This is a genomic window from Photobacterium halotolerans DSM 18316 (genome assembly GCF_000425165.1).
Classification (GTDB): domain Bacteria; phylum Pseudomonadota; class Gammaproteobacteria; order Enterobacterales; family Vibrionaceae; genus Photobacterium; species Photobacterium halotolerans.
The window spans coordinates 48,644-66,531 of the sequence record NZ_AULG01000016.1; the positions used below are offsets into that span (position 1 = coordinate 48,644).

Genomic DNA, 17,888 nt, shown 5'->3' on the forward strand with positions numbered 1-17,888 from the left:
CAAGGCCGATATTCGGCCTTGCTGTATATGATTAACGCTGGATGACTATGATCTGATACGCCGTGGTCTGGCGGTAAGCTTTCCCAGGCCAGTAATGACAATCCTCAGCATTCATCATATTGACCTGATTGGGATAGCATTGCGCTTCCAGACAAAAACCATCATACCGGCGATAAACTTTATCCCGGCCATGCTGCCCGGCCAATGTGTTGCCGGTATAGAACTGCAAACCAGGTTGGTCTGTGAACATTCTCAGGCCCAGACCAGTCTCTGCACATTGCACTTCAGCGACCCGACGCATACCCGAGCCAGTTAAACACCAGCAATGGTCAAACCCGCCAACGGCTTTGACCTGAGCATCATTTGCCACCAACCGGGAAGACAAGCGGGTTAAAGTACGAAAGTCCATCGGGGTATCTTCGACAAAACACTTGTTGTGCGGAATCGACTGCTGATCGATTTCAAAGTACATGTCAGCGTTAATCTGGACGTCATGCTCAGCGATCCCACTCACGCCACCATTGAGATTAAAATAAGCATGGTGAGTCAGGTTAACCGGTGTCTTCCCGTCCGGCTCAGCCTGATAATCAATCACCAGAGTATTGTTGTCCGTCAGCGAGTAACTGACCAAAATACTGATGCTGGCCGGGTAGCCAGCCTCCCCGGCATTCACAGAAGTGCTCAGACTGATTCGGTTTGCGGATATTTGCTGCACCTGCCAGCGCCGGTTATGCAACCCAGCTCCTGCTCCGTGGAGATGGTTACTCCCTTCGTTTTGCTCAAGCTGGATCAGTTTACCATTCAGTTCAAACTGGCCGCTTGCAATACGGTTCGCCCAGGGACCCACGACACCGCCAATGTAAGCCTGGCCTTGCAGATAAGCTTCAGGGCTTTCATAACCCAGTACAATATTCACAGCTTGACCATCTTTGTCGCAGACCACAAAGTTGACCAGTGTTGCCCCGAGATCGCTGATATCAACCTGAGTTCCGCGCTCATTCGTCAATGTATAGAGGTGGTAATCGCCCCACGTCTTAGCGTTACAAGCCATGTCTCCGGCCTCCTGATTTCTGCCTTGATTGTCTTGCTATTTTTCAGCCAGACACCTTTATTCTCCATTACGAATTTTTGTTTCATGGTGATGTTATTTCGCGACGGCGACCTAACTGCAGCCTCACCCTGCTCACGGTCACAGTACCTTCGGCTGGCAGCCCCATGATTCAAACTTCGCATTCAGAAATACCGGCTCACAAGGGATCAATATTCTGCTCACGGATTGAAACATTTAGTTACATTGGCACATAATACGTAATACTTACTATTTGAGGCTGGCTGAATGAATAACAATACGCTGGGATTTGTGATGTCTGATGTCACCCGCCTGATGCGAAACCTGTTCAAAAAACGCCTGAAAGGTCAGGACCTGACGCTGGTTCAGGCCAGAGCCTTGTTCTACATCGCGCGTTTTGAAGGTGTCCGGCAGGTAGAGCTGGCAGACATGCTTGAAATCAAGCCGATTTCCCTGGTCAGACTGATCGACCTGCTGGTCGAGGCCGATCTGATAGAGCGCCGTCCGGATCCCAAGGACAGACGCGCCTACCAGATTTATCTGTCTGCCACCGCCCAGCCTCACATTGATGAAATTCTGAGTGTGATCAAAAGCATTCAGGATGATGCGTTAGCAGGGCTGTCTGAGGCAGAGATTGCCACTGTCACTTTTGCATTCGAAAAAATGCGCCGCAACCTGTCAGCCCTTTAAATCAGCCCGGTTATACCGAGAAGTTGGAGTACCTACCATGAGCAACATGCCCCAGGAACAAGCAGACGCCCCGCAAAGCCCGCCACCGAAACGGTCGATGAAGCGCTTTGTGCTGCTCGTTGTCATTCCAGCCATTGCCGTCATCGGCGGTGGTGTGATGTACCTCAAAAGCGGCCGTTATGTGGAAACCGACAATGCCTATGTCAAAGCCGACAAAGTGCCTGTCAGTGCTGAAGTGTCCGGCCCGGTGCTGGAGGTCATGGTAAAAGAAAACCAGCAGGTAAAAGCCGGCCAGCCCCTTTTCCGGATAGATCCGGCCCGGTTCGATGTCGCCGTAGCCAAAGCCGAAGCGGAGCTGGCGCAGGTGCGCACAGATCTCGCGGCACTGAAAGCCAGCTATAAAGAGAAGCAGGCTGAAATTGCGCTGGCACGCACCAAACTGGCCTTTGCGCAGAAAGAGCTGAAACGACAAAAAGATCTGGCGGTGAAAAAATACGTCTCGACCGCCAATTTCGATCTGGCGCAACAGGCCGCTGATCTGGCGAATCAGGAAATTAACGCACTGGAACTGGATCTGAAACGCATTGCTGAAACCATGGGCGGCAGTGTAACCACGCCGCTTGAGTCGCACCCGAAATACATGACGGCGCTGGCGGAGCTGAACCGCGCCAGGCTGGATCTGGCCCGCAGCACGATCAAAGCCTCTGTCGACGGCATTGTGAGCCAGCCACCGAAACCGGGGCAATACATGAATCCGGGCGTGACCGTGATGTCGCTGGTCGCCAGTGCCTCTCCCTGGATCGAAGCCAACTTCACTGAAACAGACCTGACCAATGTCAGACCAGGACAAAAGGTCAGCATCCATGTTGATACCTACCCGGATGCAGAATGGAGCGGTTTCGTCGACAGCCTCAGCCCGGCAACCGGGGCCGAGTTTTCCGTTATCCCGGCCCAGAATGCCACCGGGAACTGGGTGAAAATCGCCCAGCGCGTACCGGTTCGCATCGCGATCACCTCAGACTCTGACAGCCCGGCGTTACGTGCCGGCCTGAGCACTGTAGTGGAAATTGATACCGAACATCACCGCCAATTCCTCGGGCTGTCATTATGAGTCAGCACAGCCTGGCAGCGCCTGCTGAACCGGCTAACCGTGGTTTCATTACCATTGCGGTGATGCTGGCCACCATAATGCAGGCGCTGGACACCACGATTGCTAACGTCGCGCTGCCGCACATGCAAGGCGCGATGGGGGCGACGCAGGATCAGATTTCCTGGGTGCTCACCTCCTATATCGTTGCCGCCGCCATTTGTATGCCGTTAACCGGCTTTCTCAGTGCGCAGTTTGGCCAGAGACGCATCTTTTTGTGGGCTGTGGTGGGTTTTACTGTCAGTTCCATGCTGTGCGGCGCAGCGCAGTCGCTCGAGCAAATCGTGCTTTTCCGTTTGCTGCAAGGGGTGTTCGGGGCCAGCCTGGTGCCGCTGTCGCAATCTGTGCTGCTTGATACCTACCCGACCGAGCAGCATGGTTCAGCCATGGCGATGTGGGGCGTGGGTGTGATGGTCGGCCCGATCCTGGGCCCGTCGCTTGGCGGCTGGTTAACCGAGTATTACAACTGGCGCTGGGTGTTTTACATCAACCTGCCGTTTGGCCTGCTGGCCTGGTTCGGCATTGCCGCCTACGTGAAAGAAACCGCGATAGATAAGTCGCGTAAGTTCGATTTGTTCGGCTTCGCGCTGCTCAGTCTGGCTATCGGCTCGCTGCAAATGATGCTGGATCGCGGTGAATCGCTCGGCTGGTTTGACAGCCCGGAAGTGGTGATCGAGGCCATTCTTGCCGGCGGCTGTTTTTATCTGTTCATCGCGCACATGTTTACCCACAAAGCGCCCTTTATTGAACCGGGTTTATTCAGCGACAGTAATTTTCGTATCGGCCTGCTGTTTATCTTCATTATCGGGATCATACTGCTGGCAACCATGGCCTTACTGCCGCCCTTTATGCAAAACCTGCTGGGCTATCCGGTGCTGGATGTCGGCTACCTGCTGGCCCCGCGCGGCGTGGGCACTATGATGGCGATGATCACCGTCGGTAAACTCGCCGGTAAGGTCGACCCAAGGTACAAAATCTTTCTCGGCCTGATGCTGACGTCCTTCTCGTTATGGGAAACCACGCTGTTTGATCTCAATATCAGCGGGTGGGATATCGTCCGTACCGGGGTGATCCAGGGGCTGGGGCTGGGCTTTATTTTCGTGCCCCTGTCGACCATCACTTTCGCCACCCTGGCACCGAAATACCGTGGCGAAGGCACAGCGCTGTTCAGCCTGATGCGTAACATCGGCAGCAGTATCGGCATTTCTGTCGTGATCACTTACCTGTCGCAGCAGACACAGGCCAACCATGCCGCGTTTGCCGATTACATTACGCCGTTCAATTTTGCCCTCAATCAGGCCATTGATGCCGGTGTGTACAACCTGTCGACCCCACAGGGGCTGGTGGCGATGAACGCCGAAGTCACCAAACAGGCCGCCCTGCTGGCTTATCTGCAGGATTTCCGCCTGATGATGTGGGTCACGCTCGCGGCTGTGCCGCTGGTCTTCCTGCTGCGCACCCCGAAAAAGCGGCCGCAGACAGCAAAAGCAGACACGGACACCGTAATGGAATAACGGCCCGTGCCAACAGCAAACACGCCCCGCCAGTCTTAAGCTTGTGGGGCGTGTTTTTAAGATGCCTGTTTTCAAGAAAATAGAGGTCTGCGATCAGTTGTCGTAACGCCAGCGCGGCGGAAATGCCTGGTTCATCACCAGTGAATCGCCTTTCAGCTCAAACTGAAGTTTCGCTTCGTTTGTAGAGACGTTGTCGACAATCAGACAAGCCTGAAAGACAGACCAGTTAAAATCCACGGTCACAGTGACCTTTGCCCCCTCGAGAGCAATGTCTTTTATCGTCATTGAATCCGGCACAATCGTCATGTGCGGATCGTCTGTCCAGGCCAGTTCATAAAACAGCGGCTGGAACTCACTTTCCGCCGCCTTCACCGCCGCGTGAATCTGCGCATCACGATCCGGCAACTCAGTATTGAGTGCCAGTACCAGTGACAGAGCTTGCTCACTCATGATGTATCCTCGTTTCTTTACTGACAGATAGCATACCAGATACCTGATACCTGATACCTGCAAACAGCGAACGAGCACTCATCCTGTATGGGCAATGACTGCCGTCAGAAACTGGTGTTCACCGGCAATTTAGTCGCCCGGCATGCGCTTCCCCAGAAACAGTGACTACACTCATGTCATCGGTTTTGTCGATTTGCAGGTACTTCTATGGATAGTAAAGAAGAAAAAGAGGCGGGAATTTTACAGGCACTGGCGGAGCGTCTGGAATCCCAGCGTTTACCCAGAGCATTAGCTATGAAAAAGCGGGTAGATAATGGCGAAACCCTGAATGAACTGGATATTCAATTTCTGAAAGATGTCTTCGACGATGCTCAGCGCATCATGCCTATTGCGGAGCGCCACCCCGAATGGCAAACCCTGGTCGCGAACCTTATCGGCCTGTACCAGGAAATCACCAGTAAAGCGCTTGAAAATGAAGAGCATCAGAAAGGCAAGACTTAGCCTTGGGTGAATCGTGTTGGGTGAATCATGGCAGCGCCGTTCTCTGTATCTAACCGCGTAGAACAAACCGCAAAGAAAAAGCCCACACCGAAGTGAGGGCTTACTGATTCCATCAGCCAATCATGCGTTCGCAGCTTTGCGCATGCTCATTGAGCAGTACCGTTTGCGCACGTTTAAAGAAGTTAAAATCGGTCGCGGTCGCGCTGGTGTAAGCGCCCATCATGCGGCCGATGATCAAATCACCGTTGTCCAGTTTCGGCAACATGATGTTTTCAGCGATCACATCAATGCTGTCGCAGGTCGGGCCGGCCAGTACACTCGGCGCGTACTCACCATCTTGCTTCAGCGTCACCAGCGGATACTGGGCGTCGTCAAACATCAAACCACTGAACGAACCGTAAATGCCGTCATCCAGGTAATACCACATCTGGCCATCACGCTCAGCCTGCCCCATCACGGACGCGACACTGGTGACCGACTGCGCCACAATAAAGCGGCCCGGCTCCGCCAGTACCTGAACCGTTTCAGGCAGTTCATTCAGCGCCTCGTTAATCGGCACACAGAACTGGTCAATCGGCATCACCTGCTGCGAGTAAGAAACCGGAAAACCGCCGCCAATGTCCAGCGTGCTCAGCGCCGGTAAACCACGTTCCACCACCTGCTCCATCACTTGCTTACAAGTGCGGATCGCATCGACGTATTTCTGCGGATGCAGGGTTTGTGATCCCACATGGAACGACAGGCCTTTGATGCGGATATTCCAGGCTTTGGCGGTTTCAATAATCGTCAGCGCCTGCTCCGGTGAACAGCCGAACTTCTTCGACAAATCGGCAAAGGCTTCAGCGTTGCGGAAACTCAAACGCACCAGCAATTCCACGTCGTTGTGATACGGTTTGAACTTCGCCAGCTCGTTCAGGTTATCCACCACAAACACAGTGCAGCCGTACGCCAGCGCGTCGCGAATGTCAGCGTCACGCTTAATCGGGTGGGTGTGAATAGTGCGCTCGGCAGGGACACCTTCCTGCGCCACCAGATCCACTTCGCCACTGGTTGCCAGATCAAAACTGGCACCTTCTTCGAGCAAAGTTCTCACCACAGCCGGGTGTGGCAGCGGCTTGAGCGCGAAGTGAAGGGTCACATTAGGCAGTGCATTATTGAGTGCACGATACTGCTGGCGAATCACATCGCAATCGAGCAGTAATAACGGCGCACCGAACTGGGCTACTGAAGATTCAATTAACTGAACCTCGTCAGCCGCCAGTGTCTGAGCAGAGAAAGAATGAAAATCTAGTACAGAATGAGCATGAGCCATAGCTGGCCTCCAACAATCGATAGCACTTTTCATCCGCAATGATGAAAAGTGGAGCGTCAAAAAAAGCGCACAAGCGCAGTCAAAGTCACTCTTGGATAGTTGCTCTATCGCCTTGCCACAATATCAGCTGTGATGTACTCGGATTGGCTATCATCAAGAAGCGGCGCGATAGTAAATTCATCACCTTTTCCACGCAATAAAAAATTGGGCGCACAACACAAAAAATTTTTGTGGTGACGATAGCATTTTATTATGGTGGGTTTAGGTGAAGTGTATTGGTTTGTCGCGCCTAGATTCAGCGCCCCATTCAGCATTTTCTTGTGCGCGCCAGGTACGCTTTTCAGGCCAAAAGCGTACCCAGAAATGCCTTTGGTTCTCTGGTGTTGTCCGGGCCGGTTGTAGCCGCTCCCGGCGCCGACAACCTAAAAATTCATCCATGAATTTTTCCCTTGGGAAGTATCATCAATGTACATTTCAACCCGTCATTCCCGCGCAGGTGGGAATCCATAAGCGAGTGCAACTTTTAAGGCTGGGGATTCTGGTGAACCGGAGGTATGTCGCGCTTGAGTTCGGTGGTTCACTTGGCCTTGTTTGATGCGCGCCAAGTACTCTTTTTAGGCCAAAAGCGTACCCAGAAATGCCTTTTGTTCTCTGGTGTTGTCCGGGCCGGTTGTAGGCGCTCCCGGCGCCGACAACCTGAAAATTCATCCATGAATTTTTCCCTGGTGTGGGGGATTACTTGGGCTGAGACAAACAATTGGCCTGAAACATTTTATCAGTAATGCGCCTCACACTTTGTTATACATCCATTTGACCAAATTTAACTAATGCATCACTATGCAAAAATATTAATCAACCTTGGATCACTCAATGAATGCTGGGTAGATAATTATCGTATATATAGACTTCTTTGAATGATGTTCATTGATGCTGAGGGAAGAAAATGGAATTTATTGTTGGCGTGCTTTTTATTTATGTTCTATACAAACTAATAACTAAAAAATCTAAGCCTAAATCCGCTGACAGTTCACTCCAAAATAAGACAATATCAAAGCATTCTGCTCAAAAATGCAATACCAATAGCATGCAAACGACATCAGTTTCTACAAGTGACCTTGATGTGATCACTACCTTCACAACTCACACAAGCCTTGAGAAAGAAACTGAGAAATCGTCGAACCATCAAGAAGGTAGATGGATTAGTGAAAACGAACAATTCCAAAACGTTAACAGCTCAACCCAAAAAAATTCAGCCTCAAAACTTGCCTCTCAAACAAACCACAGTAATAGCACAAAAACGATATCGATTTTTTCACATAATGACGATGATGAGTTTGCAACATTCACAGTTCACACAAGTTTTGGTCGTGAACCAGAAAAATCTCCGAACAAGAAAAAGGGCCGATGGATTGGTGAGAGTGAACAGCTGACCATTATCGGAAGAAAGCTCAACAAAGGTCTTTTTTACTTTGGTGGGGTAATGAACTCACTTGATGGATATAGGTTAGAACCATCTCTTATCGATGAGGAACGCCCCGTATCGAAACCTTCAATTAACATCGGATCAGAATTACATACCGACGAAACACTGGGATACTGGCCAAGTTATTCCTCTTTATCAAAAGAGTGCAGAGGAGCCTATCTAGACTGGTTAGCATCTGACCGCTCTGATCCAAACACACCAATCGGGTACGTATTCATTTACTTCTATGGTTTTGAAAGAAGAATCATTGAAAACCAAACTAACTCTCAGGTATCAGATCAAGAATTCACCACATTATTTGAAGAGGTTTTACGCCTCAATAAGGTCTTCAACACAAACCGTTCTTTTAGAGGATATTCAACCAATTTTCTTGAGTTGATGGCTCTGCTCAGGCCTGCTCTACTTGAGCACCGGATTGCAGAAATACCAGATACAAACAATGCATTATCATTCAAGCTGAAACTAGCCAAAACCATAGTTAATGGACACCCTGTTGGCGCTGAGCTGGCTTTAGAGTGGTTAAAGAATACATTTGAATATTCGCTAAAAATGCCTGCCCGTAGATGTGAAGAGGAGTTTCGCAAGCTTTTCGAAATAAGGTTCTCTCAAAAATTTTGCGAAGGTGTTTATGTAAAGCCAAACAAAACCAAGCTTCGAATCAGATATCATGCAGCAAGCAACAGCATTAATAGTGTTGATTTAGGTATGGAAGAGTTACCTGATCCAAGTATTCTCAAAGGTCCCATAAAAAAACTCATCCCCATTGCAGAGCAATGCACGGAAGAATTAGGTAGCTATAGTCGATACTTAGGTAAAGCTGACACCTCCAAAAATGATATAGCTGCATTGATGTTACTACCAAAAGAACTGGCAAATGAATCAAACTCACCAGTTATTGAATCATTTAAGTCATGGGCTGTTCAGGTAATTCAGAATGATGACGGGTTGACAACTGTTAAAGAGTTCTGGTCTCACACAGGAATACCGCTTCCCAAGGCAATGAACAAGAAAGAAAATGATCTCCTTATTAAACTTGCCGCTAAAGCTGATATAGGTATCGCTCCAGATATGCGTTTTCATCAAGTCAAGTTCAAAGCTGATAGCAACATTGTGTTGTTCACACCTGGCCATAGCGATTTTTTTGAACCTGGTACTGCTTTCAACCAAGTAAGTCTGGCTATCAGGCTTGGTGCAATAGTGGCTAATATTGACGGTATTGTAGATCATGATGAAAAATTAACGCTGCAAAGCTTGATTGAACACGATAAGCGCTTGTCTCCATCCGAGAAAAGTTCATTGAAAGCTTATTTGACGTGGCGATTGAATAGTCCAGCAAACATTGCTGGGTTAAAATCCAGAATTGAGATGCTCAATTCAACACAAATTGAATCCTTAAAGAAATCTATAATTTCCATTGCTCTTGCTGACGGTAAGGTCGATTCATCTGAAATAAAACAAATTGAGAAACTCTATACATGCCTGGGATTGGATAAATCACTTGTTACGAGCGACATTCACAACCTAGCATCCACGAGAACACCTAACTCTTCCTCAGTAACAACTGCCAACGAAAGTGCAGAGACGTTCCAGTTGGATCAGGACATTCTGGCGATGCATGAGAGTGATACCAGCGATGCCAAGAGCATGTTAGAAAGCATATTTGCGGTTGATAGCGAGCCAGAAATAGAGACGATGAGTTCGCTCTCTATAGGTCATGACGGACTGGATAATGAGCATAAAGATCTGTTCGATATGCTGCTTAGCAAAGAAATATGGCCTCGAAATGAAGTTCATGAACTTTGTAGCAAACTTAACTTGATGGTTGATGGTGCAATAGAAACCATCAATGATTGGGCTTACGAAAAAGTAGATGCTCCTGTGTTGGATGATGATGGTGATATATACGTCGATCTCGAAATTGTCGAAGAATTAAAGGGTTAAATGATGGTTGCAAAAAAAATACGTGCAAAAGAAAGAGATGCAATTATCCAATCGCTGAAATCTGGCGTGACTCCCAAAGTTGGGATTCAACATATTCAAGTTGGCCGGGTTAGCGAACTAAAAGCACTTCTTCAAGACATTGAACGGATCTCCGATGGTGGTTCAGCCTTTAGGCTTATTATTGGAGAATATGGTTCAGGCAAAACATTTTTCTTGAGCGTTGTTCGAGCTATCGCTTTAGAAAGAAAATTGGTAACTGTTAATGCTGACCTATCTCCAGATAGACGAATGCATGCATCTGCTGGGCAAGCGAGAAACCTATATTCAGAGCTAATGCGTAATATGTCTACGCGCAATAAACCAGATGGAAATGCACTAACCAGCGTCGTTGAAAAGTTTATAACTGAAGCGAGAAAGGAAGCTGATACGACTGGAAAAAGCATCAATACAGTTATTCATGAAAAGCTATCTTCACTTTCTGATCTTGTCGGTGGATATGACTTCGCCAAAGTGATCGAGGCTTATTGGATTGGACATGAACAAGACGATGACACAAAAAAAGCTAATGCAATTAAATGGTTACGCGCTGAATATTCAACTAAAACGGATGCCCGCAAAGATTTAGGTGTCAGAACGATAATTTCGGATACGTCTTTTTATGATGCACTCAAATTAATGAGTCTATTCGTTCGCCAAGCGGGATATCAGGGGTTGCTCGTTAACCTCGATGAAATGGTAAATCTGTATAAGTTGAATAACACAACAGCTAGGACTTCTAACTATGAACAGATATTACGAATTCTCAATGATTGCCTACAAGGCACTGCTGAATATTTAGGTTTTTTACTTGGTGGAACACCTGAATTCCTACTGGACCCTAGGAAAGGTCTTTATAGCTATGAAGCCCTTCAATCCAGACTTACGGGTAATAACTTTGCTAAGCAAGCAGGTCTTATCGATTACTCATCTCCAGCACTGCATCTCGCAAGCTTGACCCCGGAAGAGCTTTATATACTACTAAAGAATTTACGTCACGTTTATGCCGAAGGTGATGAAAGCAAATATCTTGTTCCTGACGAATCCTTAATGGCGTTCCTAAAACATTGCAGTCAGACTATTGGAGATGCTTACTTTCGAACTCCACGCAATACGATAAAGGCTTTTTTGGATATGCTCGCGGTAATCGACCAAAATCCAACGATAAGCTGGAACAACCTGGTTTCATCGGTTGGAATTGAAGAAGATAAGCCCTCTGATGTTCAACTTGAATTAGATGAAAGTGAGGATGGCTTTACTGACTTCAAACTATGATAAATGAACATGAAAAGCTCGATATTCGAGTTCAGCGTTGGATATTTGAACAAGGCTGGGTAAACCTACGTGAAATCCAATGCAAAGCAATTGCGCCGATACTTTCTGCAAACACTGACGTTTTGATTAGTGCATCGACTGCTGCGGGAAAAACCGAAGCATTTTTTCTTCCGGCTCTGAGCGCTATTGCCAATCAAGAGGAAGGAATTGGTATCCTTTATATCAGCCCACTTAAAGCTTTAATTAATGATCAAGATAGACGTTTAGAAAGCCTTTCAGATTTACTGGGTATACCTGTCACCCCCTGGCACGGGGATAGCCCTAAAAGCCGAAAGAACAAGTTAAAATCCACACCAGCAGGTATTGTACTAATTACACCTGAATCACTCGAATCATTACTTATCCGAGATTCGGGATGGATGAAAACCGCATTTTTTTATTTGAAATATATCGTTATTGATGAGTTTCATGCATTTCTTGGCACAGAGCGCGGACATCACTTACTTTCTTTGCTTCATCGACTAGAGCATCTTCTTGGGAGATTGAAGACACCCATTCCTAGAGTTGCATTAAGTGCAACCCTAGGTAATATAAGAAAAGTTCCATTATCGCTTCGACCTAATCAATCTTTACCTTGTGAAATAGTTGAGGATTCAAGTTCGACATCGACACTTAAGGTGCAAGTCAAAGGCTATGTAAACCCCGCTCAGGTAGATGTTGAAACGCCAATCGATGCTGAATACAAAATCTGCCAAGACCTGTTTAAATTTTGTCGAGGCGGAAATCATCTAGTCTTTGCAAATAGCCGGAATAGAACCGAAAACATTGCTGCAACGCTCAGTGATTTTTGTGAGCAGCAGTCCGTGCCGAATGAGTTTTTCCCTCACCATGGCTCACTTTCCAAGGAACTGAGAGAAAACCTAGAGAAACGTCTTCAACAAGAGCAATACCCTACAACAGCTGTGTGTACAATGACTCTTGAGCTGGGTATAGACATTGGAAAAGTGAATTCCGTCATACAGGTCACTGCTCCTCACACTATTTCGAGCCTGCGGCAGAGAATGGGACGATCAGGAAGGCGTGGTGGTCCTTCAATACTGCGATTGTTGATTGCAGAAGATGAACTCACAAAGGATTCAAATGTTGTCGACATACTCCGCTTAGAGTTAATACAATCCCTTGCAATGATCAGGCTACTCATCAACAAAGAATATGAACCTGCTGATACATCCCTTTATCATTTTTCTACACTTCTGCATCAAATACTCGCAGTAATTGCTCAATGGGGTGGTGTTAGAGCCGAACAAGTATTTAATTTGCTATGTACAGAAGGGCCATTCCAACAGATCAGCGTAGATATTTTTAAAACACTCCTAATACATATGGGAAATAAAGAACTAATTACCCAATTAGGCAACGGAGAGTTAGTTTTAGGCCTATTAGGTGAGAGTATTACAAGTCATTATTCATTTTATGCTGTCTTTAATACACCTGAAGAGTACAGAGTTGTTAGCGGAACAAAAACACTGGGGAGTATACCAATTGATTCTCTATTGCTAGTTGGGCAGCATATTGTATTTGGAGGTAAACGATGGAAAGTAAATGATATTGATAGTGACAAAAAAAACATTTACGTTGAACACGCTAAAGGTGGTAAGCCTCCAAAATTTGGTGGTAATGGAATAAGTATACATGACGCCGTTCGCCAAGAAATGTTTCACATACTTAAAAAAGGTGATTACAGAATTACTGTCGCTGATAAAAAAGTTGATTTTATTGATTCGACAGCAAAAGAATTATTTAACGAAAGCTTTAACTTTTTTTATAAGGCTAATTTAGCAAGTAACTCACTGCTGGAAATTGGCAGTACGACTTATGTTTTCACATGGTTAGGAGATAAGGTGGTTAATACAATAGTCGCCCTCCTCATCATAAATGGATATAAAGCTGGTGCTTATGCTGGAGCTATTGAAGTGGAAAAAGCATCTGTTGAAGATGTTATGACAACTATTCGTAGTCTTGCATCAACACAACTACCAAGTGAAACAGAGTTAGCCAATTCTGTATTAGAGAAACAAATAGAGAAGTTTGATCACCTATTGCCTGAAGAGATCCTATCTATTGGGTATGGCGCAAAAGTATTTGATATTAATAGAGCTAAAGAGTGGCTTTTAAGTAATGTACATTTATAAATACAACAAAGAGTGTCTGGCGCGCGTCATACAAGGCTAAAGGAAACACGAAACTCAAGCGCGACATACCTTCATGCCTCACCCAAAGCACCAGCCACAGCACCAAAAAAATCACAAGTCACCCACTCCCCCAGGGGAAAATTCAGGACGAATTTTCAGGTTGTCGGTGCCGGGAGCGCCTACAACCGACCCGGACAACACCAGCGAACAAGTCGTCCTTTCTGGGCACTCTTTGGGCCGGCAAAGAGTGTCTGGCGCGCGTCACACAAGGCTAAAGGAAACACAAAACTCAAGCGCGACATACCCTCTATCTCTCGGTAACCTCAGGCTCCAATTCCACCTGACACAACTCCCGCAAATACCCCAACCGCGAAGCACTCTGCTTCAGGCCACCGGGACGATAGTGCTGGAGCCATAAGTCGGCGTAGGCCTCTTCGACCGGGGCGAGTTTGTCCAGAATGCGGGCTTTGTCTTGTCGTGGTAAAGCGGTGAGATCACAATGCCCGGCGTTGGCGTAGCTCAGGGCGATCTGGCTGGCCAGCAGCATGCAGTCTGCCGTCCATAACAGCTCGGCTTGCAGTGCGGAAGCGGGCAATCCGGCGATGTCGGCTTTCAGGCTGGATAAGTCGTCCATTGCCGCGGCAATCTGCTCGGCGCTGGCGATCTCGGCGCGGCGGATATGGCGGCCTGAGCGCTGGTCAAACACGAACGGGCCGTAGAAGGCGCAGTTCGGGGTGGTCACGCCGCTGGTGAGATAGGCATCCTGCAGGCGATCTATCAAAGGCAGTGCCTGCGCGTAGGCGCCCCCGAAGTGAGCGCAAACTAACCGCCCGGCGTCCACGCTGGCATGGCGCTGCGGATCCCAGGCCATGGCCGCACCGAACACATAACCAGGCAAGCTGGTGAAGTGTTGCTGCGCGTGGCCCATATCGCCCCATTCGGAAATCTGATAACCGCAGGCGCCGTATTTCAGGGCCGATTCAGCGGCCCGGCGCATGTGCACTCTGACGGCCTGCCCCCGGCCAGTCACAGAGGCAAAGGTGTTGGTCGAGACCACCACCTGAAACGGGTAGCCAAACTCAGCCAGCTGCCGGTGCTCGTCATCGTAAGGGTGATCTTCTTCATAGCCCCAGTTCAGCAACTCCAGATCGCCTGGCAGATGGGGCAAAATGTCCGGATACTGAAACAACATGTCACTGAAAATCTGGCAGGATTTGCCCCTTGCATGGGCAAGATTCAGCACTGTTTTGAGGTAATTGAGGTAAACCTGTCCTTTGCCCTGCTGCTCACAGGCCTGCTGGCTGGCCCCTGCGCCGAGATCCATGGTTTCGTCAAAATTCAGGTTCAGGGTATCGGACGAGAAGTTCGGCAAGAGCGCATCAAGCAAACCGGCAATAAACTCAGTGACACTGTCACTCAGGGGGTTCAGGCCGAAAGATTCTGGCCGGAAGTCGCCCCGCTGATCATAAAAGCCGGTTGTCTGCTCAGCGAGGTGCCGGTATTGCGGATGGCACAGCCACTTTTCCATGTGCCCGAAAGTGGCCTGATTGGGGATCAGCGCTATGCCCCGCTCCCGGCAATAGCGATCCAGCGTCCGGATCTCTTCGGCTGTCATCGGCGAATAATCCTGCCATACGGCCTGATGCTGCGGATAGGCGAAAGTGTGCTCGGTGTACAGCTGTAACTGGTTGATTCGCAGTGCCGACCAGAAGTCCACCAGCTGGAACAGGGTCGCCATGGTCGGTACTTTGTCGCGACTGATATCGACAATGATCCCGCGTTTGGCAAACGCCGGCTGATCGCCAACGATCAGTGATGGCACCTGGCCGTGACAAAGCTCGATCAGCTGTGCCAGACACTGGTGCGCATACAGACGGCCGGGCTCGTCTGCCATGGCGATTTCAATCCCGCTGGCGGCGACCCGGATCACAAAGCCCTGCCCGGACAGACTGTCGTCCTGCCGATAGCTCACGCTCGGCGAGGGGATCACCTGCGCCACCGTGGCGGGGATCACGGCAAGCAAGGCGCTGTAGTCGGTCCGCGCCGCGCTGCGGTCCAGTTTGAGGGTTGCCGGCTGCGGAAAGAGCAGGCTGAAATCCTGGATCATGTTGCGTCCTTAGAGTGAAATGCGCTGCAACATTTTACGTTAACCATCTCCGGCCCGATCAAATTCAGCATCTGACAGTTACAAAGCCAGGTACGCACCCGAATGTATCGCTGAGTGATCAAGAAGCACCAAGCCGGATGAGACCACACTGAACGATGCGTACCCAGCCAGAGGATTACTCTTACAGATGTTATCTTCAGCCCAAATCCATTTATTTTAGATAACAATTAACCAATCACATATTGAGGTAATAAATAATTAAAACAATGATGTGATATTAGATAGTCAGGTTATATCACAATATGCAACAGCTCGGCACTGTACAGAACATACACAGCCCGGCCGCAATGATAGTAACGGAAAGATATAAATAAAAAAATCAATACTTTAACTGAAATCGCAATATAGGCTGACGCAATTAATCAGAACGTTACACTTTTACTTACTCACCTTTCAATTTCATTTCCATTCTGCGGATATGTTAAGAAGAGATAACAATGCTAATAAATACACTGACCTTAAGAACAAAGCTGATACTGGCGGTATTGCTTCCGTGCATCATGTTATTACTTGTAGGCATAATCAGTTATTCGACCATGTCTCAAATAGGGCAAAAGTCTGAACGGCTTTACATGAATACCGCCACGCCAATGCGCGCTATGGCTGAAGTGGCTTCACGCATTCCGAGAATGCGCGTGGGTATCGACATGATGCTGTTTCAGGAAATTGATGGCTTAAAAGACGCCAAAGGCGTTCAGACTCGGATCAATGAAACACGCACCGAAGATATTCCGGAAATGCGTGCGGCAATTGAACAATCGGTGGCGGCGCAGATTAACCCGGAATTGCGCCGGGAAGCGCAGAAATTACAACAGCGTTTCGAAGCCACGATCGCCTCTGATCTCAACCCCATGCTGGCCGCGCTGGAAAAAGGCAATCTGTCCGATGCCTACCGCTATTACACCCAGTACGCCGTCGATTATGGCGTCATGCGTCAAGACACCAATACCCTGCTGGATACCCTGTTAACGCAGGCCGAAACCTTCAACAATGAAGCCCAGAGCAGCTTCAGTGACGGGCAACGCAATCTGGTGATAATTATCATCGCTGCGCTGATCGTCTCTTTCCTGGTGTCTTTCATCATTATCCAGAACCTGCGCTCAAGGGTCGCGATTCTTCAGCAAACCATTAAAACGGCTGAACAGGACATGGCGCTCAGCACCAGAATTGAACTGGACGGTAACGATGAGCTGAACGCGATCAGCCAGACGCTGAATAATTTCTTCGCCAAGATTCACCGCTCTGTGGAGGAAGTGGCGCAAAGCTCAAGAAACTTAGCCAGAACTGCCCAGGCCGTGGCGTCAACTGCGCAGACAACACAAAGCAATTGCCTGACTCAGCGAGACCGAACCATTCAGGTGGCGACAGCCATTAATGAGTTAGGGGCGACAGTTAATGAAATCGCCAATAACGCAGCCCAGGCGGCGCATATCGCAAAAGAAGCCACCACACAGGCTCAGGATGGCAGCCAGGTGGTTGAGCAATCCAGAGAGAAAATGAGCGAGCTGAGCAATGACCTGGGTGACATTACCGGTGTAATTGAAGCGCTCGCTCACCAGGTCACTGATATCAGTGCCATTCTGGATACTATCCGCAGCATTTCAGAGCAGACCAATTTGCTGGCGCTGAATGCCGCCATTGAAGCTGCCCGCGCCGGTGAACAGGGTCGCGGCTTTGCGGTGGTGGCCGATGAGGTCAGAACCCTGGCTTCACGCTCTGCCGGTTCGACCGAAGAAATACAGGAAGTAATCAACCGGCTGCAGAATGAATCGACCAGAGCCGTCAACGCTATCTCTCAGGGACGTCAGCAAGGTTCGGATGTCGCCGAGCAGGCCAATCAGGCAACCGGCTCACTCGCCCAGATCGCGACCTATATCGATCAAATCAGCGAGCAAAACATTCAGGTAGCCACCGCCACGGAAGAGCAATCCTCCGTGGTACAGGAAATCAACCGCAATATTGAAGACATCAACCATTTAACCTCAGAGACCGCCGACATCGCCAACGAACTCACTGCATCCAGCGGTGAGCTTCAGGCCTTGTCGAAGCAACTTGATCAACTGGTTGGTCGCTTCAAGCTGTAAAGCATTGCGCGAGAAAATCCGGCGCTT

General features: G+C 48.6%; 12 protein-coding genes. 8 read left to right on the plus strand and 4 right to left on the minus strand.

Features of this window, described 5'->3' with window-relative positions:
* Positions 1–31: 31 nt before the first annotated feature.
* On the minus strand, positions 32–1,051 hold the full coding sequence (locus H511_RS22515) for an aldose epimerase family protein (RefSeq protein ID WP_036758745.1): 1,020 nt from the start codon (positions 1,049–1,051) through the stop codon (positions 32–34).
* Between the two features lie 285 nt (positions 1,052–1,336).
* Here H511_RS22515 and H511_RS0104255 point away from each other — a divergent pair, with 285 nt between their 5' ends.
* The 3 genes from H511_RS0104255 to H511_RS22520 are packed head-to-tail and all read left to right on the plus strand — an operon-like array spanning position 1,337 to position 4,420.
* Complete coding sequence (locus H511_RS0104255; RefSeq protein WP_027251193.1) at positions 1,337–1,759, plus strand: MarR family winged helix-turn-helix transcriptional regulator; 423 nt, start codon at positions 1,337–1,339, stop codon at positions 1,757–1,759.
* A 37-nt stretch (positions 1,760–1,796) separates the two neighbouring features.
* Positions 1,797–2,870, plus strand: a complete 1,074-nt coding sequence (locus H511_RS0104260; protein ID WP_027251194.1) for an HlyD family secretion protein — start codon at positions 1,797–1,799, stop codon at positions 2,868–2,870.
* Entirely contained in the window at positions 2,867–4,420 is a 1,554-nt protein-coding gene (locus H511_RS22520) for a DHA2 family efflux MFS transporter permease subunit (protein WP_155804803.1), read from the plus strand. The genes H511_RS0104260 and H511_RS22520 overlap by 4 nt, the downstream gene beginning before the upstream one ends.
* 93 nt (positions 4,421–4,513) lie before the next feature.
* On the opposite strand, the gene H511_RS0104270 is transcribed toward H511_RS22520, so the two are convergent.
* Positions 4,514–4,870: a hypothetical protein gene (locus H511_RS0104270; protein ID WP_027251195.1), complete on the minus strand. Its 357-nt coding sequence runs from the start codon at positions 4,868–4,870 to the stop codon at positions 4,514–4,516.
* Positions 4,871–5,077: 207 nt separating this feature from the next.
* On the opposite strand from H511_RS0104270, the gene H511_RS0104275 reads away from it, so the two are divergent.
* Entirely contained in the window at positions 5,078–5,371 is a 294-nt protein-coding gene (locus tag H511_RS0104275) for a hypothetical protein (protein WP_027251196.1), read from the plus strand.
* 112 nt (positions 5,372–5,483) lie between these two features.
* Here the strand turns inward: H511_RS0104275 and H511_RS0104280 are convergent, their stop codons facing one another.
* Positions 5,484–6,683 carry a type III PLP-dependent enzyme gene (locus H511_RS0104280; protein ID WP_027251197.1) on the minus strand — a complete coding sequence of 400 codons (1,200 nt, stop codon included), beginning with the start codon at positions 6,681–6,683 and terminating at the stop codon, positions 5,484–5,486.
* 943 nt (positions 6,684–7,626) lie between these two features.
* On the opposite strand from H511_RS0104280, the gene H511_RS0104285 reads away from it, so the two are divergent.
* Genes H511_RS0104285 through H511_RS0104295 form a run of 3 tightly spaced genes read left to right on the plus strand, consistent with a single transcriptional unit; the run spans position 7,627 to position 13,610 of the window.
* Positions 7,627–10,107 carry a tellurite resistance TerB family protein gene (locus H511_RS0104285; protein WP_027251198.1) on the plus strand — a complete coding sequence of 827 codons (2,481 nt, stop codon included), beginning with the start codon at positions 7,627–7,629 and terminating at the stop codon, positions 10,105–10,107.
* On the plus strand, positions 10,108–11,418 hold the full coding sequence (locus H511_RS0104290; RefSeq protein ID WP_248616571.1) for an ATP-binding protein: 1,311 nt from the start codon (positions 10,108–10,110) through the stop codon (positions 11,416–11,418).
* Positions 11,415–13,610, plus strand: a complete 2,196-nt coding sequence (locus tag H511_RS0104295; RefSeq protein ID WP_027251200.1) for a DEAD/DEAH box helicase — start codon at positions 11,415–11,417, stop codon at positions 13,608–13,610. The genes H511_RS0104290 and H511_RS0104295 overlap by 4 nt, the downstream gene beginning before the upstream one ends.
* A gap of 307 nt (positions 13,611–13,917) precedes the next feature.
* Here the strand turns inward: H511_RS0104295 and H511_RS22525 are convergent, their stop codons facing one another.
* A complete protein-coding gene (locus tag H511_RS22525; protein WP_081669183.1) occupies positions 13,918–15,717 on the minus strand; it encodes a family 20 glycosylhydrolase in 1,800 nt (599 codons plus the stop codon).
* A 497-nt stretch (positions 15,718–16,214) separates the two neighbouring features.
* On the opposite strand from H511_RS22525, the gene H511_RS0104305 reads away from it, so the two are divergent.
* Complete coding sequence (locus H511_RS0104305; protein ID WP_027251201.1) at positions 16,215–17,861, plus strand: methyl-accepting chemotaxis protein; 1,647 nt, start codon at positions 16,215–16,217, stop codon at positions 17,859–17,861.
* The last annotated feature ends 27 nt before the right edge of the window (positions 17,862–17,888 follow it).